25 protein-coding genes are annotated in these 21,839 nt (G+C 72.1%); 13 read left to right on the top strand and 12 right to left on the bottom strand.

The window, feature by feature from the left end:
* The first annotated feature begins 32 nt into the window (after positions 1-32).
* Both fdxA and ACI3ET_RS08640 read left to right on the top strand, forming a co-directional pair.
* Positions 33-359: a ferredoxin gene (gene fdxA, locus ACI3ET_RS08645; protein WP_405032610.1), complete on the top strand. Its 327-nt coding sequence runs from the start codon at positions 33-35 to the stop codon at positions 357-359.
* A 43-nt stretch (positions 360-402) separates the two neighbouring features.
* Positions 403-1,704, top strand: a complete 1,302-nt coding sequence (locus tag ACI3ET_RS08640) for a citrate synthase (RefSeq protein ID WP_405032609.1) — start codon at positions 403-405, stop codon at positions 1,702-1,704.
* 69 nt (positions 1,705-1,773) lie between these two features.
* On the opposite strand, the gene ACI3ET_RS08635 is transcribed toward ACI3ET_RS08640, so the two are convergent.
* Complete coding sequence (locus ACI3ET_RS08635; RefSeq protein WP_405032608.1) at positions 1,774-2,613, bottom strand: hypothetical protein; 840 nt, start codon at positions 2,611-2,613, stop codon at positions 1,774-1,776.
* Positions 2,614-2,668: 55 nt separating this feature from the next.
* On the opposite strand from ACI3ET_RS08635, the gene ACI3ET_RS08630 reads away from it, so the two are divergent.
* Genes ACI3ET_RS08630 through ACI3ET_RS08615 form a run of 4 tightly spaced genes read left to right on the top strand, consistent with a single transcriptional unit; the run spans position 2,669 to position 5,624 of the window.
* Positions 2,669-3,427 carry an LOG family protein gene (locus tag ACI3ET_RS08630; RefSeq protein WP_405032607.1) on the top strand — a complete coding sequence of 253 codons (759 nt, stop codon included), beginning with the start codon at positions 2,669-2,671 and terminating at the stop codon, positions 3,425-3,427.
* An 18-nt stretch (positions 3,428-3,445) separates the two neighbouring features.
* The gene (locus tag ACI3ET_RS08625) at positions 3,446-3,745 is read left to right on the top strand and encodes a DivIVA domain-containing protein (protein ID WP_405032606.1); all 300 of its coding nucleotides are present in this window, start codon (positions 3,446-3,448) and stop codon (positions 3,743-3,745) included.
* Between the two features lie 2 nt (positions 3,746-3,747).
* Positions 3,748-4,392, top strand: coding sequence for a DNA-3-methyladenine glycosylase I (locus tag ACI3ET_RS08620; protein ID WP_405032605.1), 645 nt, complete (start codon positions 3,748-3,750; stop codon positions 4,390-4,392).
* The gene (locus ACI3ET_RS08615) at positions 4,392-5,624 is read left to right on the top strand and encodes a hypothetical protein (RefSeq protein ID WP_405032604.1); all 1,233 of its coding nucleotides are present in this window, start codon (positions 4,392-4,394) and stop codon (positions 5,622-5,624) included. Before ACI3ET_RS08620 ends, ACI3ET_RS08615 begins: the two co-directional genes overlap by 1 nt.
* A 9-nt stretch (positions 5,625-5,633) precedes the next feature.
* On the opposite strand, the gene ACI3ET_RS08610 is transcribed toward ACI3ET_RS08615, so the two are convergent.
* Together ACI3ET_RS08610 and ACI3ET_RS08605 are read right to left on the bottom strand one after the other, a co-directional pair.
* Positions 5,634-6,428: an enoyl-CoA hydratase/isomerase family protein gene (locus ACI3ET_RS08610; protein ID WP_405032603.1), complete on the bottom strand. Its 795-nt coding sequence runs from the start codon at positions 6,426-6,428 to the stop codon at positions 5,634-5,636.
* Between the two features lie 10 nt (positions 6,429-6,438).
* Positions 6,439-7,248 (bottom strand): PaaX family transcriptional regulator, encoded by an 810-nt coding sequence (locus ACI3ET_RS08605; RefSeq protein WP_405032602.1) that lies wholly within the window; start codon positions 7,246-7,248, stop codon positions 6,439-6,441.
* A gap of 163 nt (positions 7,249-7,411) precedes the next feature.
* On the opposite strand from ACI3ET_RS08605, the gene ACI3ET_RS08600 reads away from it, so the two are divergent.
* The gene (locus tag ACI3ET_RS08600; protein ID WP_022920274.1) at positions 7,412-7,579 is read left to right on the top strand and encodes a DUF3117 domain-containing protein; all 168 of its coding nucleotides are present in this window, start codon (positions 7,412-7,414) and stop codon (positions 7,577-7,579) included.
* 64 nt (positions 7,580-7,643) lie between these two features.
* Here the strand turns inward: ACI3ET_RS08600 and ACI3ET_RS08595 are convergent, their stop codons facing one another.
* Positions 7,644-8,276: an O-methyltransferase gene (locus ACI3ET_RS08595; RefSeq protein WP_405032601.1), complete on the bottom strand. Its 633-nt coding sequence runs from the start codon at positions 8,274-8,276 to the stop codon at positions 7,644-7,646.
* Between the two features lie 78 nt (positions 8,277-8,354).
* On the opposite strand from ACI3ET_RS08595, the gene sigE reads away from it, so the two are divergent.
* The 3 genes from sigE to ACI3ET_RS08580 are packed head-to-tail and all read left to right on the top strand — an operon-like array spanning position 8,355 to position 10,783.
* Entirely contained in the window at positions 8,355-9,008 is a 654-nt protein-coding gene (sigE, locus tag ACI3ET_RS08590; protein WP_405032600.1) for an RNA polymerase sigma factor SigE, read from the top strand.
* Between the two features lie 53 nt (positions 9,009-9,061).
* On the top strand, positions 9,062-10,282 hold the full coding sequence (locus ACI3ET_RS08585) for a S1C family serine protease (RefSeq protein ID WP_405032599.1): 1,221 nt from the start codon (positions 9,062-9,064) through the stop codon (positions 10,280-10,282).
* 60 nt (positions 10,283-10,342) lie between these two features.
* Positions 10,343-10,783: a Sec-independent protein translocase family protein gene (locus tag ACI3ET_RS08580; RefSeq protein WP_405032598.1), complete on the top strand. Its 441-nt coding sequence runs from the start codon at positions 10,343-10,345 to the stop codon at positions 10,781-10,783.
* Positions 10,784-10,856: 73 nt separating this feature from the next.
* On the opposite strand, the gene ACI3ET_RS08575 is transcribed toward ACI3ET_RS08580, so the two are convergent.
* The 3 genes from ACI3ET_RS08575 to ACI3ET_RS08565 are packed head-to-tail and all read right to left on the bottom strand — an operon-like array spanning position 10,857 to position 13,933.
* Entirely contained in the window at positions 10,857-11,996 is a 1,140-nt protein-coding gene (locus tag ACI3ET_RS08575; protein ID WP_405032597.1) for an Mrp/NBP35 family ATP-binding protein, read from the bottom strand.
* A 31-nt stretch (positions 11,997-12,027) separates the two neighbouring features.
* Positions 12,028-12,654 carry a DUF1003 domain-containing protein gene (locus tag ACI3ET_RS08570; RefSeq protein ID WP_405032596.1) on the bottom strand — a complete coding sequence of 209 codons (627 nt, stop codon included), beginning with the start codon at positions 12,652-12,654 and terminating at the stop codon, positions 12,028-12,030.
* Positions 12,647-13,933: a magnesium transporter MgtE N-terminal domain-containing protein gene (locus ACI3ET_RS08565; RefSeq protein ID WP_405032595.1), complete on the bottom strand. Its 1,287-nt coding sequence runs from the start codon at positions 13,931-13,933 to the stop codon at positions 12,647-12,649. Before ACI3ET_RS08565 ends, ACI3ET_RS08570 begins: the two co-directional genes overlap by 8 nt.
* Positions 13,934-13,973: 40 nt before the next feature.
* Here ACI3ET_RS08565 and ACI3ET_RS08560 point away from each other — a divergent pair, with 40 nt between their 5' ends.
* Entirely contained in the window at positions 13,974-14,489 is a 516-nt protein-coding gene (locus tag ACI3ET_RS08560; RefSeq protein WP_405032594.1) for a YflT domain-containing protein, read from the top strand.
* A 25-nt stretch (positions 14,490-14,514) separates the two neighbouring features.
* On the opposite strand, the gene ACI3ET_RS08555 is transcribed toward ACI3ET_RS08560, so the two are convergent.
* Entirely contained in the window at positions 14,515-16,044 is a 1,530-nt protein-coding gene (locus ACI3ET_RS08555; protein WP_405032593.1) for an aminopeptidase P family protein, read from the bottom strand.
* A 65-nt stretch (positions 16,045-16,109) separates the two neighbouring features.
* On the opposite strand from ACI3ET_RS08555, the gene ACI3ET_RS08550 reads away from it, so the two are divergent.
* Positions 16,110-17,630, top strand: a complete 1,521-nt coding sequence (locus ACI3ET_RS08550; protein ID WP_405032592.1) for a threonine/serine exporter family protein — start codon at positions 16,110-16,112, stop codon at positions 17,628-17,630.
* 9 nt (positions 17,631-17,639) lie between these two features.
* Here ACI3ET_RS08550 and ACI3ET_RS08545 read toward each other — a convergent pair whose 3' ends face one another.
* Positions 17,640-18,392, bottom strand: a complete 753-nt coding sequence (locus ACI3ET_RS08545) for a hypothetical protein (RefSeq protein ID WP_405032591.1) — start codon at positions 18,390-18,392, stop codon at positions 17,640-17,642.
* A 92-nt stretch (positions 18,393-18,484) separates the two neighbouring features.
* On the opposite strand from ACI3ET_RS08545, the gene ACI3ET_RS08540 reads away from it, so the two are divergent.
* On the top strand, positions 18,485-19,360 hold the full coding sequence (locus ACI3ET_RS08540) for a PHP domain-containing protein (protein WP_405032590.1): 876 nt from the start codon (positions 18,485-18,487) through the stop codon (positions 19,358-19,360).
* A 12-nt stretch (positions 19,361-19,372) separates the two neighbouring features.
* Here ACI3ET_RS08540 and ACI3ET_RS08535 read toward each other — a convergent pair whose 3' ends face one another.
* The 3 genes from ACI3ET_RS08535 to ACI3ET_RS08525 all read right to left on the bottom strand — a co-directional run bounded on the left by ACI3ET_RS08535 (position 19,373) and on the right by ACI3ET_RS08525 (position 21,826).
* Positions 19,373-20,911, bottom strand: a complete 1,539-nt coding sequence (locus tag ACI3ET_RS08535; RefSeq protein ID WP_405032589.1) for a DEAD/DEAH box helicase — start codon at positions 20,909-20,911, stop codon at positions 19,373-19,375.
* Between the two features lie 260 nt (positions 20,912-21,171).
* Entirely contained in the window at positions 21,172-21,447 is a 276-nt protein-coding gene (locus ACI3ET_RS08530; RefSeq protein ID WP_405032588.1) for a GlsB/YeaQ/YmgE family stress response membrane protein, read from the bottom strand.
* A gap of 151 nt (positions 21,448-21,598) precedes the next feature.
* Positions 21,599-21,826, bottom strand: a complete 228-nt coding sequence (locus tag ACI3ET_RS08525) for a DUF3107 domain-containing protein (protein ID WP_405032587.1) — start codon at positions 21,824-21,826, stop codon at positions 21,599-21,601.
* Between the last annotated feature and the right edge of the window lie 13 nt (positions 21,827-21,839).

Below are 21,839 nucleotides of genomic sequence, written 5' to 3'. Positions count from 1 at the left end.
ATGCCCCCGCCGGGACGGCATACTCTGTCCCCATGACGTATGTGATCGCCCAGCCGTGCGTGGACCTCAAGGACAAGGCCTGCATCGAGGAGTGTCCGGTCGACTGCATCTACGAGGGTGAACGCTCCCTCTACATCCACCCGGACGAGTGCGTGGACTGCGGCGCGTGCGAGCCGGTGTGCCCGGTCGAGGCGATCTACTACGAGGACGACGTCCCGGAGGAATGGGCTGACTACTACAAGGCCAACGTCGAGTTCTTCGACGACCTCGGCAGCCCCGGGGGTGCGGCCAAGATGGGGGTGATCCCCAAGGACCACCCCCTGGTCGCAGCGCTGCCTCCGCAGGCGCACGACGAGTGACCCCCGACCCCTCGACCGGCCCAGCCCTTCCCAGGAGGACCCGATGACCGACACCACGCTGAACCACGAGCCGGCCACCCTGCGTCACCGCGGCACGGAGCTGCCCCTCAAGCTCGTGCCCGCCGTCGAGGGCAACAACGGCCTCGACATCAGCGCCCTGCTGAAGACGACGGGGGACACCACGCTCGACGTCGGTTTCGTCAACACGGCGTCCTGCCAGTCGGCGATCACCTACATCGACGGCGACGCGGGCATCCTGCGCTACCGCGGCTACCCGATCGAGCAGATCGCCGAGCAGTCCACCTTCCTGGAGACCACCTACCTGCTCATCTACGGCGAGCTGCCCACCGCCCAGCAGCTGGAGGAGTTCGACCAGCGGCTGCGCCGTCACACCCTGCTCGTCGAGGACATGAAGAACTTCTTCGACGGCTTCCCCCGGGACGCGCACCCGATGTCGGTCCTGTCCTCGGCGGTGTCCGCGCTGGGCACGTTCTACCAGGACAGCCACGACCCCCACGACCCCGAGGCCGTGGAGATCTCGACGATCCGCCTGCTCGCCAAGCTGCCGACCATCGCCTCCTACGCCTTCCGCAAGAGCCAGGGCCAGTCGCTGCTCTACCCGAACAACGACTACAACCTCGTGGAGAACTTCCTGTGGATGACCTTCGGTCAGCCCACCGAGAAGTTCGAGATGGACCCCGACCTGGCCAAGGCCCTGGACCTGCTCTTCATCCTGCACGCCGACCACGAGCAGAACTGCTCCACCTCCACGGTGCGGCTCGTCGGGTCCTCCGAGGCCAACCTCTTCGCGGCGGTCTCCGCCGGCATCCACGCCCTGTCCGGCCCGCTGCACGGCGGCGCCAACTCCGCGGTGCTGGACATGCTGGGCAGGATCCAGGCTGACGGTGGAGACGTCAAGGAGTTCGTGCGCAAGGTCAAGAGCAAGGAGGACGGGGTCAAGCTCATGGGCTTCGGCCACCGGGTCTACAAGAACTACGACCCCCGAGCCTCGATCGTCAAGAAGACGGCGCACGAACTGCTCGCCAAGGCCGGCGACAACCCCCTGCTGTCGCTGGCGATGGAGCTGGAGCAGACGGCCCTCGAGGACGACTACTTCGTCGAGCGCAAGCTCTACCCCAACGTCGACTTCTACACCGGCCTGATCTACGAGTCGATGGGCTTCCCCAGCAACATGTTCACCGTGCTCTTCGCGATCGGCCGGCTCCCGGGCTGGATCGCCCAGTACCGCGAGATGATCACCGACCCCGCCACGAAGATCGGCCGGCCCCGCCAGGTCTACGTCGGCGAGTCGGCGCGCGACTACCTCGCCGCCGACCAGCGCTGAGACTCCTTGCTCACCGCGCCGCAGGGGCGCTCCCGGGACCGGGGGCGCCCCTGCGGCGCTTTCTCGTGCCTAGTGCTGGAGCTCGATGACGACGGTGCCCGCTGCGGACGGGGCGTCTGCGGGCACCCACTCGGGGGAGGAGGATCCCCGCTGCCAGCCGCGCTCCGCCACGGTCACGCCGACCACCTGCTCGGCGTCGGCGTGGGCGACCGCCCAGGTCGCGACCGACCACGCTCTGGCGTCGTCCGGCACGGGGACGGTCAGGTGGCCCGTCGCCGCGTCGACGCTCGCCTCCACGCCCAGCTGCTCGGACACCTTCGTCGCCAGCTCCTCGGCAGAGCCCGGCTGCGTCGGCGGGTCGAGGTCGCACCCCATCGTCGTCGACGACCCCTCCTGGCCGGTCAGCACGGAGGCGAGGACGCGGGCCTCTGCCTCGTGGTCGGCGTAGGCGTCCGGGAAGGCGCTGCGCTGCACCGCCTGCGCCACCTCCGTGACGACGCCGGTCTCCCATCCCTCGACCTCCACCAGGGCGTCGTAGAAGGCGTGGGTGGCGTAGACCGGGTCGGTCACCTGGGCCTCGGTGCCCCAGCCCTGGCTCGGGCGCTGCTGGAAGAGGCCCTGGCTGTCCGCGTCGCCGTAGGTGAGGTTGCGCAGCTTGCTCTCCTGGATCGCGGTGGCCAGGGCGATGGTCGCCGCCCGCGGCGGCAGGCCACGCTGCACCGAGAGGGCCGCGATCGTCGCGGCGTTGGCCATCTGCTCGGGGGTCAGGGACTCCTGGCTCCCTCCGGCCGCGACCACGCACACCGGGGCTCCGAGCTCGTCGGCGACCCACCGCGCCCCGACGACGGCAGCGACCGTGGTGGCCCCGACCAGGGCCAGCGCGGTGACGATCCGTCGGGTCCTGGGCACCTGCGGAAGTCTAGGCACCGGTCCTGAGCGCGCGCTGTGGCCCTAGAGTCGTGGCGTGACCTCACACGACTACCACCGCGGCCCCGTCACCCTGCGCGGCTCGCGCGTGCCGGGGAGCACCACCGACCAGCGGCTGCTCGACACCCGTGGGTCCGCCGACTGGGTGCACTCCGACCCGTGGCGGGTGCTGCGCATCCAGGCCGAGTTCGTGGAGGGCTTCGGCACGCTGGCCGAGCTGGGCCCGGCGGTCTCGGTCTTCGGCTCCGCCCGCGCGCGTCCGGGGGAGCTCGCCTACGAACTGGCGGAAGAGGTGGGGGCGGGCCTCGTCGGGGCCGGTTTCGCGGTGATCACCGGCGGCGGGCCGGGGGCCATGGAGGCGGCCAACAAGGGCGCGACGGCCGCTGACGGCACGTCCGTGGGGCTGGGTATCGAGCTGCCTTTCGAGGCCGGCCTCAACGAGCACGTCAACCTGGGCATCAACTTCCGCTACTTCTTCGTGCGCAAGACGATGTTCGTCAAGTATGCCGAGGGCTTCGTCGTCCTGCCCGGTGGACTCGGGACCCTCGACGAGCTGTTCGAGGCCCTGACGCTCGTCCAGACGGGCAAGATCACCAACTTCCCGATCGTGCTGCTGGGCACCACCTTCTGGGCACCCCTGGTCGACTGGCTGCGGGACACGGTGGCGGCCCACGGCATGGTCTCGCCGGAGGACCTCGACCTGGTCCGGGTGACCGACGACGTGGGGGAGGCGGTCGACTGGATCGCGCAGGCGCACGCGCAACGCCGTGGGGGCGTGTTCTCAGCGCGCGGCTGACGTGCGAAGATCGGTGCCGTGATTATCGTCGGGGTCGTCGTCGCCGTGCTGGTGCTCGGCGCCGTCGCGGCCTGGGCCGTGGCCAGGGTGGATGTGCCTGGTGTGCCCGACGCGGTCACGACAGAGTCGGCTCACCCACTGCCGGCAGGTCCGCTCACCGCTGGGGACGTCCACGACCTCCGGTTCGACCAGGCCGTCCGTGGATATCGGATGGCGCAGGTGGACCAGGCCCTGGGCCGACTGGCGGGTGAGCTGGCGGAGCGAGACGCCGAGATCGCGAGGCTGAACACAGCGGCCGAGCACACGGAAGGGCACTGAAGATGAGCATGTCGATGCCGGCCGAGCCGCACCCCGACCTCACGGTCGGGCCGGACGGGGTCGTGCGCTGCGGCTGGCCCGGGCTGAACCACCACGACTACCGTGACTACCACGACCGGGAGTGGGGCAAGCCGGTCCACGGCGAGACGGCGTTGCTCGAGCGGCTGTGCCTGGAGGGCTTCCAGAGCGGACTGTCCTGGCTGGTCATCCTGCGCAAGCGTCCGGCCTTCCGCACGGCGTTCGCCGGCTTCGACGCCGACCGCCTCGCCGCCTTCACCGAGGAGGACGTCGACCGGCTGATGGGCGACGAGTCGATCGTGCGCAACCGCCGCAAGATCGAGGCGACGATCCAGAACGCGCGGGCCACGGTCGCCCTCCGTGAGACCGGCGGGCTGGAGGAGCTCCTCTGGACGCACGCGCCCGAGCCGACGCCCCGGCCGCACCGCTTCGTCGACGTCCCTACCCAGACCCCGGAGTCCGAGCTGCTGGCCAAGCGCCTGCGCAAGACCGGTTTCGTCCAGCTCGGTCCCACGACGGTCTATGCCGCCATGCAGGCCTGCGGGCTCGTCGACGACCACCTCGCGGGGTGCTTCCGCGCGGGTGCCTCACGGTCCGGGTCCCGGGTGACAGGGGTGCGCGTCAGCTGATGAGCGCCGTCGCACCGCCCCTGCGACGGATCCTCGAGCCACGCTTCGTGCTGGCGGTGCTCGCCCTGTGGACCGTGCTGCGCGCCTTCAGCGCCGTCGTCCTGGTGCAGCTGGCCCACGACTGGCAGGACCCGTCCATCTACGACGACCCGGCGACGCCGCGCTACTTCCAGTTCGCCACCCTCTGGGACGGCGCGTGGTACGAGCGCATCGCCACGCGGGGCTACCCCGAGGAGCTCCCGGTCGACGACGGGGGCCAGGTCCGCCAGAACCCCTGGGCGTTCTACCCGATCTTCCCGCTCCTCGCCCGCGGGCTGACCACGATCACCGGTTGGCCCTTTGCCGTCACGGGGACGGTCGTGGCCACCCTGCTGGGGTATGCCGCTGCGGTGGTGGTGGCGGGACTGCTCCGCGAGCGGGTGGGGGCGGGGGTAGCCCTCGGCGCGGTGGCCCTGCTGGGGGCCTACCCGGCCTCACCCACCATGCAGGTCGCCTACACCGAGTCTCTGGCGCTGCTTCTTCTCGCCGTCGTGCTCTGGCTGCTCGTCCGGCGACGCTGGCTCGCCGCCGGCCTGGTGGCCCTGCTGACCGGGCTTGCCCGGCCGATCGCCCTCCCGCTCGGGCTGGTCGCCCTCGTGGCCGCCGTCGTGCGCTGGCGGGGCCGTGGGCAGGACCCCGTCACGGTGGGGGAGTACGTCCGGATGGCCTCGGCGCTCGTTGGCTGCGGGCTGGCAGGTCTCGTCTGGCCGACGGTGGCCTGGGTCCGCACGGGTGTGCCGGACGCCTACACCGTCACGATGTCCGCATGGCGACGAGGCGAGGAGGTCACGCCCTTCTTGCCGACCATCGAGCGGGTCCAGTGGCTCTTCGGCCCCTTCCTGGGTCTGCTCCTGCTCGCCGCCGGCCTGGGGCTGCTGGTCCTCGCGGTCCTCGGTCCGTGGGCCCGTGGGCTGGGGACGGAGCTGCGCACGTGGTGCCTGGCGTACGTGCTCTACCTGTTCGCGGCGCTCGACCCGTGGACGAGCATCTACCGCTACCTCATGCTGCTCTTCCCGCTGTTCGTCCTCATGGTGGGGGGCGGCTGGGCGCGGGGGGATCGCCCGGGTGGTGAGCAGCCGCGCTGGCTGCTGGTGGTCAGGACCGTCGTGCTGGGCCTCGTCCTGCTGGCCTGGCAGGTGTGGTGGGCCTGGGAGCTCTTCATGTTCGTGCCGCCGCAGGACGACCCGCCGTGACGCTGGGGCTCAGCGACCGGTGAAGCTGGGCTTCTCCTTGGCCAGGAAGGCTGCCACGGCGGCCCGGTGGTCCGCGCTGGTGCCGGTGCGCGTCATCATCTCGTCCTCGAAGTCGAGCGAGTCGGCCAGCGCGTGGGAGGAGGAGAAGGCCACCGACCGTCGCACGGCTCCGTAGGCCCTGGTGGGTCCGGAGGCCAGCAGCCGGGCGACCTCCGTCACCCGGTCGGTGAGCAGCTCGTCCGGGACGACCTCGGTCACGAGCCCCAGCTCGAGCGCCTCCTCCGCGGGCACGGTGCGGGGGAAGTAGAGCAGCTCCTTGGCGCGGCCCGGGCCCACGAGCCTGGGCAGCGACCACGACAGGCCAGAGTCGCAGGACAGCGCGATCCCGGTGAACGCCAGGTTGAAGCCGGCGGAGGCGGCGACGTAGCGCAGGTCGGCGGCGAGCGCGAAGGACACCCCTGCGCCGGCCGCCACGCCGTTGACCGCCGCCAGGACCGGCTTGTCCATGGTCGCGATCAGCTCGACGATCGGGTTGTAGTGCTGGGCGACGGTGGTCCACAGCTGCGCGGGGTCCTCCGCGAGCAGGCTGACGTGCTCCTTGAGGTCCTGGCCCACGCAGAAGGCCCGTCCGCTGCCGGTGAGGACGACGCAGCGCACGGTGTCGTCGGTGGCCACGTCGCGCAGAGCGGCCAGGAGCGCCTGCTTGGTGGCGATGTCAAGGGAGTTCATGGACTCGGGGCGGGTCAGCGTCACGGTCGCGACACCGTCGACGCGACCGACGTGGACGGGAGACTCGGTGCTCATGGGCGCCAATCTAGTCGGGTGCGGGGGAGGCGTGGCCGGCGGCGGCGCCCACGGCCTCCGCGACCCAGCCCGCCGCGGCGGGGCGCAGGGAGTCGGCCAGGGACAGGAAGCGCAGCCGAGCCTCCGTGCCGGGCCAGCCGTCCGGGAGGACCTGGGCCGGCAGGCCGGGGTCCCGGAAGAGGAACTTGCGCCACTCGTGCACGACCTGGGCCCGGAGCCGGTAGGCGTCCAGGCTCGTCGAGACGTCTGGGCCGGACGATCCCGGCAGCGAGCTGGCGAATCGGGCGTAGTCGTCGCCCAGCCCGTCGAGGTCCCACACACGCGCGGCCAGACCCGTCGCGTCGAGGGAGGGGTCGGGGGGGCCGGTCACCCCGACCCAGGTGGCGCCGTGGCCACGCAGCACGGACGACAGCTCGGGACTGGGCCACGGGCTGAGCCAGGACGACACGGCGAGCCGTCCGTAGCCCAGGTATCCGAGCGAGGCCCCGACCTGGTCACGTCGGCGGCGGTCGCCGCCGTGGTCGACGACGACCACGTGCCAGGTGCCGTCCCAGGGTGGTGGGCCGGGGGCGTAGACCCGGCGGTGCGCGCGGTCGAGACGCTCCACCGCCACCGGCGTGGCCGCATACCCGCGGGTTCCCTCCCTGGGCTCGGCGACCAGCCACCCCTCGTGCACCAGGCGGGAGACCGCGGTGCGGGTCGCCGCCGGCTGCACGTCGCAGCTCGCTGCCAGCGCGACGATGCCCGAGACGGGGGCCCACCAGCCGTGGTCCCTGAGGTGGTCGCCAAACAGGTCGACGACGGCGGAGCGGGCGTGCACCTGGCCATTATCGCCGCAGACGGGGCCGGTTCAGCCCGTGCGGCGGGGCCCGTGTCGATTAGGCTTGCCCCTGCACACGCGAGATACTGACATCAGTGTGATCAGCCCCGCCGTGCCAGCGGCGGTCAGCGGCCACGAGCCGCGCCACAAGGAAGGGCAACCCATGGCAGCAATGAAGCCTCGCACCGGAGACGGTCCTCTGGAAGTCACCAAGGAGGGGCGCGGCATCGTCCTGCGGATGCCCCTGGAAGGCGGTGGGCGACTGGTGGTGGAGATGAACGCCGACGAGGCGACCGCGCTGGGTCAAGCCATCAAGGAGTGCGTCGGCTGACGCACCGAGCGACCGACGTGCGCGAGACCCCCAGGGCCATCACGGCCCGGGGGTCTCGTCGCGCTCAGCGGCGGACGGCCACGAACAGGCCGTCCCCGACCGGGAGCAGAGCAGGCTGCAGACGCTCGTCGTCCCGAAGCTTCTTGCCCAGCTCGCGCAGCAGCGTCGTCGTCGCGTCCCGCGAGGCCGGGTCGGCGACCTGGTCGTGCCAGAGCATGTTGTCCAGGACGAGCACGCCCCCCGTGCGCAGGAGCCGGATGCCCTGCTCGACGTAGGAGGGGTAGCTCTCCTTGTCGGCGTCCACGAAGACCAGGTCGTAGGCCCCGTCGGTGAGACGACTGAGCACGGCCTCGGCGGAGCCGCTGATGACACGGGTGCGCTGGGGCGGGATCCCCGCGGCCGTGAAGGCCTCGCGGGCGGCCCGCTGGTGCTCCGGCTCGTGGTCGATGGAGGTGAGGATGCCGTCGCGCGGCATCCCCTGCAGCAGCCACAGACCCGAGCTGCCCGCGCCGGTGCCGACCTCCACGACGTGGCGTGCGCCGACGGCGGCGGCCAGCAGCCGCAGGGTCGCCCCGGCGGCCGTGCTCACCGGGGTCGCCCCCAGCTCCTCGCCGCGGTGCCGCGCCTGCTCGATGACGGAGTGGGGGGTGATGAAGTCCTCGGCATAGGCCAGGGTGGACGCCTTCGCAACAGCCATGATGCCCACCCTAGTGGGAGCGCGGTCCGCGCCCGGACATCCAGCGCGCTCCCAGCCGGACCTGCCAGCCTGACGGGCATGAGCCCGCAGACGACGGCCCTCACGACCGACAGCCGCCGCGACCACGACGAGGCCCCGTGGGTGCCGCCGACGTGGGACAGCATCGTGCGCCAGCACTCCGCGCAGGTCTACCGGCTCGCCTACCGCCTCACGGGGGACCCGCACGAGGCGGAGGACCTCACCCAGGACGTGTTCGTCCGGGTCTTCCGCTCCCTGGACAGCTACCGTCCCGGCACCTTCGAGGGTTGGCTGCACCGGATCACCACCAACCTCTTCCTGGACCGGGTGCGTCGTCGGCAGCGGATCCGGTTCGACGCCCTCACTGAGGAGCTGAGTGCGCGGCTTCCGTTGCGCGCCACCGGGACCGACCCTGAGCAGGTCTACGAGATGACGCACCTGGACGCGGACGTCCAGGCCGCCCTGAACGCACTCCCGCCGCAGTTCCGCGCTGCCGTCGTGCTGGCCGACATCGAGGGCTACTCCTACGAGGAGGTGGCACAGACGCTCGGGGTCAAGATGGGCACGGTCCGCTCCCGGATCCACCGCGGCCGGGCCCTCCTGCGCCGCTCGCTCGAGCACCGTCGTCCCGGAGCTCGGTCGGCCGGGAACACCGGGGGGCCGACCGCCGTGGCCGCGCCCACCTTCCGCGGTCCCGCTCCCGCGCTCGGCTGAGGCGAGGGTCTGCGGATGCGTGACCAGCGCAGCGGCTTGGCACAATCGGCCCCATGACCGAGCCCACGCAGAGCTTCGACCTCGACCGCACCGGTCAGCTCGCGCATCCGCCCACGCCTCAGCCTGCGGCCTACCCCGTCCCCGCCGGGCCGCCTCGAGGCCCCTCTCGTCGGCGGGGGGTTCCGGTGGTCGTCGTCGCCGGGCTGGCCGGGTTGATCGGGGGGCTGGGCGGCGGCGCGATCGCCCAGACCCTCATGTCACCGGCAGAGCAAGCGGTGGTCAGCGGCACCACGGCGGCGCCGGTGTCCCAGACGCCAGCCCCGTCCCCGGTGACGACCGACGGCTCGATCCCAGCTCTGAGCAGGGCCGTCCTCCCCAGCGTGGCGCTCATCTCGGTGGGGCCCGGTGGGCGGGACGGTCAGGGCTCGGGCTTCGTGATCCGGGAGGACGGCTACGTCCTGACCAACCACCACGTGGTTGCCGCCTCGACCACAGGGGGCGGCATCACCGTCCAGCTGCCCGGTCACGAGCCGTGGACGGCCGAGGTCGTGGGGTCGGACGCCACCTACGACATCGCAGTGCTCCGGGTGGACCAGACGGGTCTGGCGGCCCTGCCGTTCGCGGACTCGACCAGCCTCGAGGTGGGGCAGACGGTCGTCGCGGTCGGCGCCCCCCTGGGCCTGGACAGCACGGTCACCAGCGGTATCGTCTCGGCGATCGACCGGCCGGTGGTCGCCGGAGACGACGCGGAGAACGCCAGCTACATCAACGCCGTGCAGACCGACGCGGCCATCAACCCCGGCAACTCCGGAGGCCCGCTCCTCGACCTCGCGGGGCGCGTCGTGGGGGTCAACTCGGCGATCGCGCAGCTGCCGACCACGTTCGGGGGGGCCGCCGGCAGCATCGGGCTCGGCTTCGCGATCCCGGCCGAGCAGGCCGAGCGCACGGCCACCCAGCTCATCGAGACGGGCACCAGCCAGCACCCCGTGATGGGGGTCCACATCGACCTCGAGTACACCGGCGAGGGAGCCCGGGTGCTGGCCGCGCCGCGGGGTGGGACCGCGCCGGTGGTCCCGGGCGGTCCGGCCGAGGCAGCCGGGGTACGCGCGGGTGACGTGATCGTCTCGGTCGACGGTACCCGCATCCGCGACTCCCAGCACCTGCTGGTCGAGCTGCGCTCCCACGCGATCGGGGAGTCGGTGCAGATGGAGCTGCAGGACGAGTCGGGGGCCGTGCGGACCGTGACCATCACCCTGGCCGCCTCGGGCGAGTAGGTAGGCTGTGCCCGCTGGCAGGTCCGGGACCGGCGACCCACGAGCGAGGCGAGCAGACGCGTGACGTTCTTCAACCTGACGAGCACCGAGATCGTGCTGCTCGTCGTGCTCGCGGTCGTGGTCCTCGGTCCGCGTCGGCTGCCGCACTACGCCCAGGCGCTGGCTCGGCTGGTGCGTCAGGTCCGGGACCTGGCCGAGGGGGCGAAGTCCCAGATCAAGGAGGAGATGGGGCCCGCCTTCGACGACGTCGACTGGCGCCAGCTCGACCCCCGGCAGTACGACCCCCGACGCATCGTGAGGGAGGCGCTCACCGAGCCGTCGCCCCCCGCTCGTCGTGCCACCGGGGCCGCCGCAGCTGCGGTGACGGCCGTCGGCACCTCGGGGGCGTCGACCGAGGCGGTCCCGGCCGTCCCGGGTGTGCTGCGAGGGGGCGGCTCGCGGTCCGCGCCGGCCTCCTACGACCCGACGCGACCGACCCCCTTCGACGTCGACGCGACGTAGCGGGCCGGCGTCCGGCTCCAGCGTCCCGGAGAGCCGCTGTCCTGGCGCCGTCGACGACGCTCGCCCGACAGGGTCAGCGGCTGGTGGGTGTGATACCGAGCTTGCGCCCCGCCAGACCACGGCCACGGCGGGCGAGCTGGCGGGCGATCCCCCGCAGCGCCGTCGCTGCCGGGGAGTCGGGGGCCGTGAGCACGACGGGGGCGCCGATGTCGCCTCCCTCGCGCAGGGCGACGTCGAGGGGGATCTGGCCCAGGAGCGGCACGTCGGCACCGATCGAGCGGCTCAGCGACTCCGAGACGGCCCGGCCGCCCCCGCTGCCGAAGATCTCCTGGCGTGAGCCGTCCGGCAGCTCCAGCCACGACATGTTCTCGATGACGCCGACGAGCCGCTGGTGGGTCTGGAGGGCGATGGCACCGGCCCGTTCGGCCACTTCCGACGCAGCCTGCTGGGGGGTGGTGACGACGATGAGCTCGCTGCTCGGCAGCAGCTGGGCGACCGTGATGGCGATGTCTCCGGTGCCGGGCGGCAGGTCGAGGAGGAGCACGTCCAGGTCGCCCCAGTAGACGTCGGCGAGGAACTGCTGCATGGCGCGGTGCAGCATCGGTCCCCTCCAGACGACCGGCTGGTTCCCGGGCACGAACATGCCGATGGAGATGACCTTCACGCCGCTGGGCTCGGCCACCGGCGGCAGGATCATGTCGTCGACCTGGGTCGGCGCCTGGGAGACGCCGAGCATCCGGGGGATCGAGAAGCCGTAGATGTCGGCGTCGACGACGCCCACCCTCAGGCCCTCCTGCGCGAGCGCCGCGGCCAGGTTGACCGTGACCGTGGACTTGCCGACACCGCCCTTGCCGGAGGCCACGGCATACACCGTGGTCAGGGAGTCGGGACGCGCGAACGGGATGTCCCGCTCCTCCGCCCCGCCGCGCAGCTGGTTGCGCAGCGCCCCGCGCTGCTCGTCGCTCATCACCCCGAGCTGGACGGCCACCGACGTCACCCCCTCGACGGCGCTCACCGCGGCCGTCACGGTGCGGGTGATCGTGTCCTTCATGGGGCAGCCCGGGACCGTGAGCAGCACCGTCACCGCCACCCGGCCGTCGTCGCCGACGTCGACCGCCTCCACCATCCCGAGCTCGGTGATCGGCTTCCTGATCTCGGGGTCGTCGACGGTCGCGAGGGCAGCGTGGAGGGCTTCGGTGGTCGGGGTGGGCATGGGGTCCATGCTAAGCAGCGGGACGGGGTGCTCAGGACCGCGGGGAGGTGGGACCGTCCTTGTGCTTGCCACGCCTGCCCTCCTGGGCGGCCCGCTCGAGCCTCCGTCCCCGCTCCTCCGCACGCTCCTCCAGCTCTTCCAGGAGGCCACGCAGCTCGGACCGCACGAAGTCGCGGGTGGCGAGCTCCCGCATGGACAGGCGCAGCGAGGCCACCTCCCGGGTGAGGAACTCGGTGCCCGCCAGGTTGCGCTCGTCGCGGGCCCGGTCCTGCTCCATCTGGACCTTGTCGCGGTCTGCCTGCCTGTTCTGCGCCAGCAGGATCAGCGGGGCGGCGTAGGACGCCTGCAGGCTCAGCATCAGCGTGAGGAAGATGAAGGCGTAGGGGTCGAACCGCAGGCCGGCCGGTCCGGCGGCGTTCCAGACGAGCCAGACGATGACGAAGATGCTCATCCAGACCAGGAACCGGGCCGTGCCCATGAACCTGGCGAAGCGCTCGGCGAAGGCGCCGAACACCTCGGGGTCCATCCGGTTCTGCGGCATCCAGCGGCGCTGCTTGGGCAACGGCTGGTCGATGCGCTCGGTGCGCACGGCCGGCGTGGGGCGGCGGTCGCTGCGTCCGGAGGTCGGGCCGGGGACGCGAGCCCCCTGCTCAGACATCGGCGACCTCCACGACGGTGTCCCGCTCCTCGCGCCAGTCCTCGGGAAGGATGTGGTCCAGGACGTCGTCGACCGTCACGGCCCCGAGCAGGCGCCCGGCCGGGTCCGTCACCGGGAGCGCCACGAGGTTGTAGGTCGCGAGATGACGGGTCACCTCCCCGAGGGAGGCCCCGGGTGGGACCGGTTCCACGTCGTCCAGGACCTGACCCAGCGGCTGGTGGGGCGCCTCGCGCAGCAGGTGCTGGATGTGGACGCTGCCCAGGAGGCGGCCGGTGGGGGTCTCGTGGGGCGGGCGCGTCACGTAGACCATGGAGGCGATGGCGGGGTGCACCTCCTCCCGGCGGACGAGCGCAAGGGCCTCGGCGATGCTCGCCTCGGGGCCGAGGATCACCGGCTCGGTGGTCATCAGGCCGCCGGCGGTGTTCTCGTCGTACGTGAGCAGGCGACGGAGATCGGCAGCCTCGTCGGGCTCCATGAGCTGGAGCAGCTCCTCCTGCGTGTGAGCAGGCAGGTCGGAGAGCAGGTCGGTGGCGTCGTCGGGCTGCATGACCTCGAGGATGTCCGCGGCCCGGTCGGTGGCCAGGTGGGTCAGGATCGCCAACCGGTCGTCGTCCGGCAGCTCCTCGAGCACGTCGGCAAGCCTCTCGTCGTCGAGGGCGTCGGCCACCTCGAAGCGGCGCTTGGGGGAGAGCCCGTGGATGGCCTCGGCCAGGTCCTGCGGCTTGAGGTTCTCGTAGGCCTCGAGCAGCGCGGTGGCCGCCTGGGCCGGACCGGCGTCCCGCAGCCCCTCCACCTGGACCAGGTCGACGATCACCCGTTCGCCGCGCCGGCGACGCAGCCGCAGACCGTGGGTGGACGCCCCCGGGTCCACCTTGCGCACGAACAGCTTGGTCAGCCGCCAGTCACCGCTGGGCAGGTGGTCCATGGCGACGTCCTCCACCACGGCGGGCACCCTGCCGTCGTCGATGAGGACGACGCGTCGGTCGAAGAGCTCGGCCACGACGAGCGTCTCGCCCGCCCGCTGCTGGAACCGGCGCATGTTGACCAGCCCCGTGGTGATGACCTGCCCGGCGTCGATCGAGGTCACGCGCGTGATCGGAACGAACACGCGACGCCGGCCGGGGACCTCCACGACCAGACCGATCACGCGCGGTCCCGGTGCCGGGGTCGACGAGGTGAGCGAGATGACGACGTCACGCACCCGGCCGACCTCGTCCCCCTGGGGGTCGAAGACGCTCAGGCCGTTGAGTCGGGCCACGAAGACACGGAGAGGGCTCACGCTGCGCAGGATAGCGAGCCGAGGGGGGACAATGGTCCACATGACCTCTGCAGCAGACGCGAACCGTCGCGGGATCGGCCCCGGTCCGGTGCTCGACCTGAAGTATCCCAAGAGTCTGGGCGTGTTCGAGACCTACCCAGAGGCACAGACGGTCGTCGACTACCTGTCCGACCAGGAGTTCCCGGTCGAGAACTGCATGATCGTGGGCACCGACCTCAAGCAGGTCGAACGGGTGACCGGGCGCCTGACCCCGGCCCGGGTGGCCCTCGGGGGGCTCGTCTCCGGCATCTGGTTCGGGCTGTTCGTCGGGTTGGTCTTCGCGCTTTTCGCGCAGACGCCCGACGCCGTGGCCACCATCCTGTGGACGGTGGCCTTCGGCGCCTTCTTCGGCCTGGCCTGGGCGATGACCGGATACGCGCTGACCCGCGGACGCCGTGACTTCGTGTCGGTGAGCCAGGTGGTGGCCACCCGCTACGAGGTGCTGACCGAGCACAACCTCGTGGAACGGGCCCACGAGCTGCTCGACCACCGCCCCGGCCCCCCCACCCTCACGTAGCGAGCGGTGGTCGAGACCGGCTGCGTCAGGGGCGCGAGCCGCCGGAGCGGACCCACGCCTCCACGTCGTCGGCCGTCCGGGGGAGCATCGCCGAGAGGTTGCGGCAGCCGTCGGCCGTCACCACCACGTCGTCCTCGATGCGCACCCCGATGCCCCGCAGCTCCTCCGGGACGAGCAGGTCGTCGGACTTGAAGTAGAGACCGGGCTCGACCGTCAGCACCATCCCCTCGCGCAGCTCGCCCTCGACGTAGTCCTCGCGGAGCGCGAGCGCGCAGTCGTGGACGTCCAGACCAAGGTGGTGGCTGGTGCCGTGGACCATCCAGCGGCGGTGGAACTGCCCCTCCTTCGCGTCCAGGGTCTGCTCCAGGGTGGTGCCCTCGGGAAGCAGCCCCCACTCGAGCAGCCGTCGGGCGACGACCTCGATCGCAGCCGCGTGGACGTCCCTGAACCTGTTCCCCGGACGCACCGCCGCCAGCCCGGCCTCCTGCGCCTCCAGGACGACGTCGTAGACCTGGCGCTGGGCGGGGGTGAAGGTCCCGTCGACGGGGACGGTCCGTGTGACGTCAGCCGTGTAGAGCGAGTCGGTCTCGACCCCGGCGTCGAGGAGCAGCAGCTCACCGTTGCGCACCTCGCCGGTGTTGCGGGTCCAGTGCAGCGTCGTGGCGTGGTCGCCGGAGGCGCAGATGGAGTCGTAGCCCACCCCGTTGCCGGCGTGCCGGGCGTGCAGCCCGAAGATGCCCTCGATCCAGCGCTCGCCGCGTCCCCGGTCCACGGCCTCGGGCAGCTGGGCCACGACGGCGTCGAAGGCGGAGGCGGTGGCGGCGACCGCCTCCTCCATCTGCTGAACCTCCCACCCGTCCTTCGCCAGCCGCATCGTCGACAGGGTGCGGGCCAGCGCGAGGTCGGCCTCCTGGGTGGCGGTGACGGACGCCTCGTCGGTGACCAGCCCGACGTGGCGCCGCACGGTGTCCACGAGCTCGGTGACCTCTCGGTCGGCGTCGCGGACCGCCCGGAGCCCCAGCCCGCCCGGTCCCGCGTCCTTGGCGAGCGAGTCCGGGAACTGGTCGAGGTGCCGCGTCGTCAGCCCGAGCTCGGACGCGGCCGTCTCCAGCGTGGGTCGGGCACCGACCCAGAACTCGCCGACCCGCGAGTCGGCGAAGAACTCCTCGCTGTCCCGGTCGGCGAGCGGCAGGAAGTAGAGGACCGCCTCGTGGCCCGCTGCTTCCCCGTCCTCCCCGGCGAGCGGCTCCAGCACGAGCACGGCGTCCGGCTCCCGATCGGCGCCCAGCCCGGTGAGGTGGGCGAAGGCGCTGTGCGGCCGGAAGACGTAGTCGGTGTCGTTGCTCCTGATCTTCAGCCCGCCCGCCGGGACCACGACGCGCTCGCCGGGGAAGGCGGCGGACAGCGCCTCCCGGCGCAGGGCGGCGTACCGGGCGGCCTCGGTCAGTCCCGGCAGCTCGCCGCTGCGGGGCGCCCAGCCGCTGCCCATGAAGGCGCGGAAGGCCTCGCCGGAGGGACGGTTGCGGTGCTCTGCCTGGTGCTGCTTCTCGCTCATCCGAGCCATCCTAGGCGTGCGGGAGCGCCCACCCGGCGGTCAGGGTCGACCCCTACGCTGGTCCGGTGAGCGAGGACACGACGACCCCCGACGTCCAGGTCGAGGTGACCGGACCGCACGTGCTGGACCCCACCCAGCTCACCGCGTCGGGGCGGGTGGGGCGCCTCTGGCGCGACCGCGCCGCCCACGTGGTCCGCGGCGTCTCCCCGCCCACGATGGCGCTCGGGACCCGCACGGAGGGCGACGCGTCCGTGTCGCAGCGCGAGGCGCGAGCGGTGATCGACCTGGCCCTGCGCGTCGGAGAGGCCATGCTGTCCACGGGAGCGCCGTCGTCGGAGTCGGTGGCCACCGTCCTGCGGCTGATGGAGGCCTACGGGGTCCGCTCGGCCCACGTCGACATCACCTTCACCTCCATCACCGTCTCGATCCACCGGGGACTGCACGAGGACCCGCTGTCGGTCATGCGCGTCATCCCGGGACGGTCGCCGGACTACACCCGGCTGGAGGGCGTGCAAGCACTGGTGGACGACGTGGTGCGCTCCGTCGCGGTGGGGGCCGTCCCCATGGAGATCGACGTGGCGCGCTCACGCCTCACCCGCCTGCTCAAGGCGCCGCACCCCTACCGTCGCTGGGTCGTGACCGCCGGCAACGCGCTCATCGCCGTGGGCGTCGTCGTGCTGTTCGGCGCCGGTCCGGTCACCTGGTTGCTCGCTGCGCTCTCGGCCGCCGTCGTGGACCAGGTGCAGCGGGTGCTCTACAACGCGGGGGTCGCCGCGTTCTTCGCCCAGGCCGTCAGCGCAGCGGTCCCCGCCGCCATCGCCATGCCGCTGTTCTGGGCGATGGGGAGAGACATCGACGTGCCGGGCGTGGATTCGCCCTCCCTGGTGGTCATCTCCGGCATCGTGGTGCTGCTCGCCGGCCTCGGCCTGATGGGCGCAGCCCAGGACGCCCTCGACGGCTACTACGTCACGGCCGGTGCTCGAGGGCTGGAGGTGGTGCTGATGACCGCGGGCATCGCCGTCGGGATCGCCGTGGTCCTCGGGCTGGCCAACCGGCTGGACATCGACATGGACGTCTCACCGTTCGTGATGCTCGGAGGGCTGCCGTTCGTGGGAGCACTCGGCTCGATGCTCGTGGCGCTCGGCTTCTGCCTCATCACCTACTCAGGGCCGCGGACGATGGCGATCGCCATGCTCATCTCCGGGCTCGCGTGGCTGACCTTCGAGGCGGCCCTGCTGCTCGGTCTGGGCGGGGCCGGGAGCGTCGCGGTGGCCGCGGTCCCGGCGGGCGCACTGGCCTACGCCGCGCACCGACGGTTCCGGGTGCCGGAGCTGGCCGTCGCCACGGCCAGCATCGTCGCGCTCCTGCCCGGACTGGCCGTCTACCGCTCGATCTACCTCATCCTCGCCAACTCACCCGCCGTGGTGGGCAACGCGGTGATCCACTTCGTCAGCGCCGTGACGACGGGGTTGGCACTCGCCGCGGGCCTGTCCATCGGCGGCTTCCTGGTCCGCCGCAGGTTCGGCCTGGACCGGGCTGCGTTGCGCGCCCGGCGACGCTCGCGCAGCGGCTACATCACCGGCTGAGGCGCTCGCTCAGTCCTGCCACTCCCAGCTCGCGAGCATGTCGTCCAGGACGGAAGCAGCCTCGTCGGACTCGCTCTCGACCACGGAGAAGGTCACCACGTAGAGGGTGCCGTCGTGGCTGATCCACCTTTGGGTCTGGTGCACGGTGCTGCCCTGGACCTCGCGGACGATCGTGTAGCCCGGCGCCCGGTTGCCGTCGACCTCCGCCGGCTCCAGCAGCTCGTAGTCGTCCTCGACGCCCTCCTGCTCCGCGAGCTGCGCCGCGGTCTCCTCGACGGCGCCCGTGAGGTTGCGGACGTACTCCTCCTTGGTGACCACCACGTTGGTGTAGAAGTCGTCCACCTGCTCGGTGGCCTTGGCGGCGGCCAGGATGTTCTCGTCGTCGACGAGGTCCAGCGCGTCCTCCCACCCCTCGGGGGCGGACAGGGTGAAGGAGTCGTCGGTGGCCGTCAGGGTGATCGGCTCCGCGGGGGCTGCGGTGGCGGGGGCCTCGGACGTCTGGGAGGCGTCGTCCGGGGTGCTGGTCGCCGTCGCGTCGTCGGGCGCGCTGGTGGCCTCCTGGTCGTCGGGCGCGCTGGTGACCTCCTGGTCGTCGGGCGCGTCGGAGGTGGTGCCTGTGTCGTCCTGCGTCGGGGCTGGCGCGCTGGTGGGGGTCGGGTCGTCGGTCGGCTCCTCCTGGGCGCACGCCGTCAGGGCGCCGAGGGCCAGCAGCGTCGCGACCGCGGTCGTGGTCGCGCGGCGGCGGGGCAGAAGGGCAGGCATGGAACTCCTCGGGTCAGGTGCGTCCGGAAGGGTCCGGACGCCGATCAGGAGCCTCCAGTATGCCGTCTGCGGGCACCGCATACCGTGTCCCCATGGCAGCCACCCCGACCCGAGCCGTCGTGGACCTGCACACCCACTCGGTGTGCAGCGACGGAACCGAGACCCCCGCGGAGGTCGTGCGCGCAGCCTCCACGGCCGGCGTGGACGTGGTCGCCCTCACCGACCACGACGTGGTGACCGGGTGGGCGGAGGCCGACGCGGCAGGCCGTGAGCACTCGGTGCTCGTGGTGCCGGGCATCGAGGTGTCGTGCAGCTGGCAGGGCATCTCCGTGCACCTGCTCGCCTACCTCCCGGACCCTGAGGACCGTCCGCTGGCGGCGGCTCTCGCGGCGAGCAGGGGCAGCAGGGACTCACGACTGCGTGTCATGGTCGAACGGCTGGCCTCCGACGGGTTCCCGGTCGACGTCGACGAGGTGCTGGCTGCGGCCGGCCACGGGGTGCCTCTAGGACGCCCTCACGTGGCGGACGCCCTCGTGCGCGCCGGGGTCTTCGCCCACCGCGACGAGGCCTTCGCCGACCTCCTGGCCCCCTCGAGCCCCTACTACGTGGCGCACGCCGCCCCGGACCCCGTGCGGGCGACCGAGCTGGTCGTGGCGGCGGGCGGGGTCGCGGTCATCGCCCACCCGTTCGCCAGCAGCCGGGGGCGGGTCGTCCCGGACCGGGTGGTCGTCGAGATGGTGGACGCCGGCATGGCGGGTCTGGAGGTGGACCACCGAGACCACGGACCCGCCGAGCGCGAGCACGCGGCCCAGCTGGTCCGTCGCCTGGGGCTGCTGCGCACGGGCTCGAGCGACTACCACGGCACCGGCAAGCTGAACCGTCTCGGCGAGCACACCACCGCTCCCGACGTCCTGGACCAGATCCTGGCGAGGGGGACGGGCGCGGCGGTGCTCGGCGCGGCCGGCTGACCGAGCTGGGCCTCAGCCCTGAGGTGCGGTCGATGCGCCACCCGTGCGGGTCGTGCGGCGACGACGGTTGCGCTGCGGGGCGCCCTCGGGGCGTGCGTCACCGGAGGCCGTGGGCGCGTCACCGTCGCGTCGGGGCGCGCGTCCCTCGGAGCGCCCGCCGCCGTCACGTGTCCGCTCCCGGTTGCCCGAGCGTCCGCCGCCCGAGCGGCCGCCGTCGGAGCGACCGCCGTCGCCGCCACGCCCGCCCGTGCGACCTCGGCCCCCTCGGTCGCCGCCGAGGTCCTCGATCTCCTCGCCCGCGAGGCCCTGGTGGGTCCGCTGCGAGCGGGGGAGGGTCCCGGTGGTGCCGGCGGGGATGTCGAGCTGCTCGAAGAGGTGGGGGCTGGAGGAGTACGTCTCGTCCGGCTCCGGGTAGCCCAGGTCGAGGCCCTTGTTGATCAGCCCCCAGCGGGGCATGTCGTCCCAGTCGACGAAGGTGACGGCGACACCCGTCGCCCCGGCACGGGCGGTGCGGCCGATCCGGTGCAGGTAGGTCTTCTCGTCCTCAGGGCACTGGTAGTTGATGATGTGGGTCACGGCCTCGACGTCGATCCCGCGCGCTGCCACGTCGGTGGCGACGAGCACGTCCACCTTGTCGCTGCGGAACGCGCGCAGCGCCTGCTCTCGCGCACCCTGCCCGAGGTCGCCGTGGATCGCCGCGGCGGCGAAGCCGCGCCCGATGAGGTCGTCGGCCACCTTGGCGGCGGTGCGCTTGGTGCGGGTGAAGATGATCGTTCGTCCACGGTCCTTCGCCTGGAGGATGCGCGCCACCATCTCGACCTTGTCCATGGCGTGCGCGCGGTAGGCGAACTGCTCGACGGCGGCGACGGTCTGGCGCTCGTCCCCGTCCTCGCTCATGGCCCGGATGTGGGTCGGCTGCGTCATGTAGCTCCGGGCCAGCGACACCACGGCACCGGGCATGGTCGCGCTGAAGAGCATGGTGTGGCGACCGGCGGGAGTGAGGGCGAGCATCTTCTCGACGTCGGGGAGGAAGCCGAGGTCCAGCATCTCGTCGGCCTCGTCGAGCACGACCGTCCGGGCGTGCCCCAGGTCCAGGTGACCCTTCGCTGCGAGGTCGAGGAGCCGCCCCGGCGTGCCGACGACGACCTCGACCCCCTTCTGGAGGGTCTCGATCTGAGGCTCGTAGGCGCGACCGCCGTAGATGGTCAGCACGCGGATGCCGCGGTACTTGGCGGCGTTGGACAGGTCCTGGGCCACCTGGACCGCGAGCTCGCGGGTGGGGGCCACGGCGAGCGCCTGCGGCGCGCCCGGCTTGGGCAGGGCGGCGAAGCCTTCGTCGCCGGGGGCGACCACGTGCTGCAGCATCGGCAGCCCGAAGCCCAGGGTCTTGCCGGTCCCGGTCTTGGCCTGCCCGATGATGTCGTGCCGCGCCAGGGCGACCGGCAGCGTCATGGCCTGGATGGGGAAGGGGTGGGTGATGCCGGCCTCGGCGATGGCGCGGACCAGGTCGGGGTGGAGGCCGAAGTCGGCGAAGGTGCGGGTTTCCGTCATGGTGTGGGCGTCTCTCGATCAGGTGGGTGGACCGGCAGCACGGGGTATGCCGTGGTGCCGGGCTCGCGGGCCGATCGGGAGGTCTCTTGACGAAGAAGGTGTCGGGCGACGCGCCCGGGGTGTGACAACCGCATCTACAGCAGCGGCCGATCGGTCACCGGTGAACGTCCCCATCCTACCGGAGTCCGGGCCGCTCGCCCCCTCGCACGCAGACGGCGCGCCCTCCCATGGGGAGGACGCGCCGTCGTGAGGTGCTGATGTCAGCGGATGGACTTCTGGTTGCGGCGGGTGACCGCGATGTAGGCAGCCACGGCGACGATCGCGAAGATCGTGCCGAGGATCAGGCCCCAGAAGCTGAACTGGTCACCGTCGGTGCCGAGGAACTGGGCACCGACCCAGGCGCCGATGAGCGATCCCACGGCACCCAGGAGGATGGTCGTGGGGAGCGACAGGTTCTGCTCGCCGGGCAGGATGAGGCGGGCCAGGGGGCCCACGATGCAGCCCACGAGGAGGGCGACGATGATGGTCCAAAGCATGGTGTTCGACCTTTCTAAACGACCAGCAGGGACCTTCCCTTGGCTGGTGGTCACGGGAGACCCGTGAGAACCGGGAGCAACGCTAATGCGATTTCGGGCGCGGGTCCACTCAGGACGTCCCGTCGGCGCGCCCTGCAGCGGTTTCTCGTGCTCAGCGCGTCCCGAACCCCACCCGGCCCTTCTCCTGCGCGCCGATCTCCACGTAGCCCAGGGCTCCGGTAGGGATCAGCACCGTGCGGCCCTTGTCGTCCTCCAGCTCGATGAGGGCGGCGCCGGACGCCAGGGCCTCGTTCACGGTGGCTCGGACCTGCTGGGGGGTGTTGTCGGACTCGAACGCGACCTCGCGGGCGACGTCGCGGATGCCGATGCGAACCTCCACGGGTTCCTCCTTG

This window comes from Ornithinimicrobium jinqii, from assembly GCF_045032595.1.
Taxonomy (GTDB): Bacteria; Actinomycetota; Actinomycetes; order Actinomycetales; family Dermatophilaceae; genus Ornithinicoccus.
Note: the sequence above shows the minus strand (reverse complement) of the source record. Positions and strands in the feature narration are given on the sequence as shown.

Excerpts from the sequence above, each read along its gene's own strand:
- fdxA (WP_405032610.1), top strand. The coding sequence starts at position 33 with ATGACGTATGTGATCGCCCAGCCGTGCGTGGACCTCAAGGACAAGGCC.
- ACI3ET_RS08640 (WP_405032609.1), top strand. The coding sequence starts at position 403 with ATGACCGACACCACGCTGAACCACGAGCCGGCCACCCTGCGTCACCGC.
- ACI3ET_RS08620 (WP_405032605.1), top strand. The coding sequence starts at position 3,748 with ATGAGCATGTCGATGCCGGCCGAGCCGCACCCCGACCTCACGGTCGGG.
- ACI3ET_RS08615 (WP_405032604.1), top strand. The coding sequence starts at position 4,392 with ATGAGCGCCGTCGCACCGCCCCTGCGACGGATCCTCGAGCCACGCTTC.
- ACI3ET_RS08610 (WP_405032603.1), bottom strand. The coding sequence starts at position 6,428 with ATGAGCACCGAGTCTCCCGTCCACGTCGGTCGCGTCGACGGTGTCGCG.
- ACI3ET_RS08600 (WP_022920274.1), top strand. The coding sequence starts at position 7,412 with ATGGCAGCAATGAAGCCTCGCACCGGAGACGGTCCTCTGGAAGTCACC.
- ACI3ET_RS08595 (WP_405032601.1), bottom strand. The coding sequence starts at position 8,276 with ATGGCTGTTGCGAAGGCGTCCACCCTGGCCTATGCCGAGGACTTCATC.
- sigE (WP_405032600.1), top strand. The coding sequence starts at position 8,355 with ATGAGCCCGCAGACGACGGCCCTCACGACCGACAGCCGCCGCGACCAC.
- ACI3ET_RS08585 (WP_405032599.1), top strand. The coding sequence starts at position 9,062 with ATGACCGAGCCCACGCAGAGCTTCGACCTCGACCGCACCGGTCAGCTC.
- ACI3ET_RS08575 (WP_405032597.1), bottom strand. The coding sequence starts at position 11,996 with ATGCCCACCCCGACCACCGAAGCCCTCCACGCTGCCCTCGCGACCGTC.
- ACI3ET_RS08570 (WP_405032596.1), bottom strand. The coding sequence starts at position 12,654 with ATGTCTGAGCAGGGGGCTCGCGTCCCCGGCCCGACCTCCGGACGCAGC.
- ACI3ET_RS08560 (WP_405032594.1), top strand. The coding sequence starts at position 13,974 with ATGACCTCTGCAGCAGACGCGAACCGTCGCGGGATCGGCCCCGGTCCG.
- ACI3ET_RS08555 (WP_405032593.1), bottom strand. The coding sequence starts at position 16,044 with ATGAGCGAGAAGCAGCACCAGGCAGAGCACCGCAACCGTCCCTCCGGC.
- ACI3ET_RS08545 (WP_405032591.1), bottom strand. The coding sequence starts at position 18,392 with ATGCCTGCCCTTCTGCCCCGCCGCCGCGCGACCACGACCGCGGTCGCG.
- ACI3ET_RS08540 (WP_405032590.1), top strand. The coding sequence starts at position 18,485 with ATGGCAGCCACCCCGACCCGAGCCGTCGTGGACCTGCACACCCACTCG.
- ACI3ET_RS08535 (WP_405032589.1), bottom strand. The coding sequence starts at position 20,911 with ATGACGGAAACCCGCACCTTCGCCGACTTCGGCCTCCACCCCGACCTG.
- ACI3ET_RS08530 (WP_405032588.1), bottom strand. The coding sequence starts at position 21,447 with ATGCTTTGGACCATCATCGTCGCCCTCCTCGTGGGCTGCATCGTGGGC.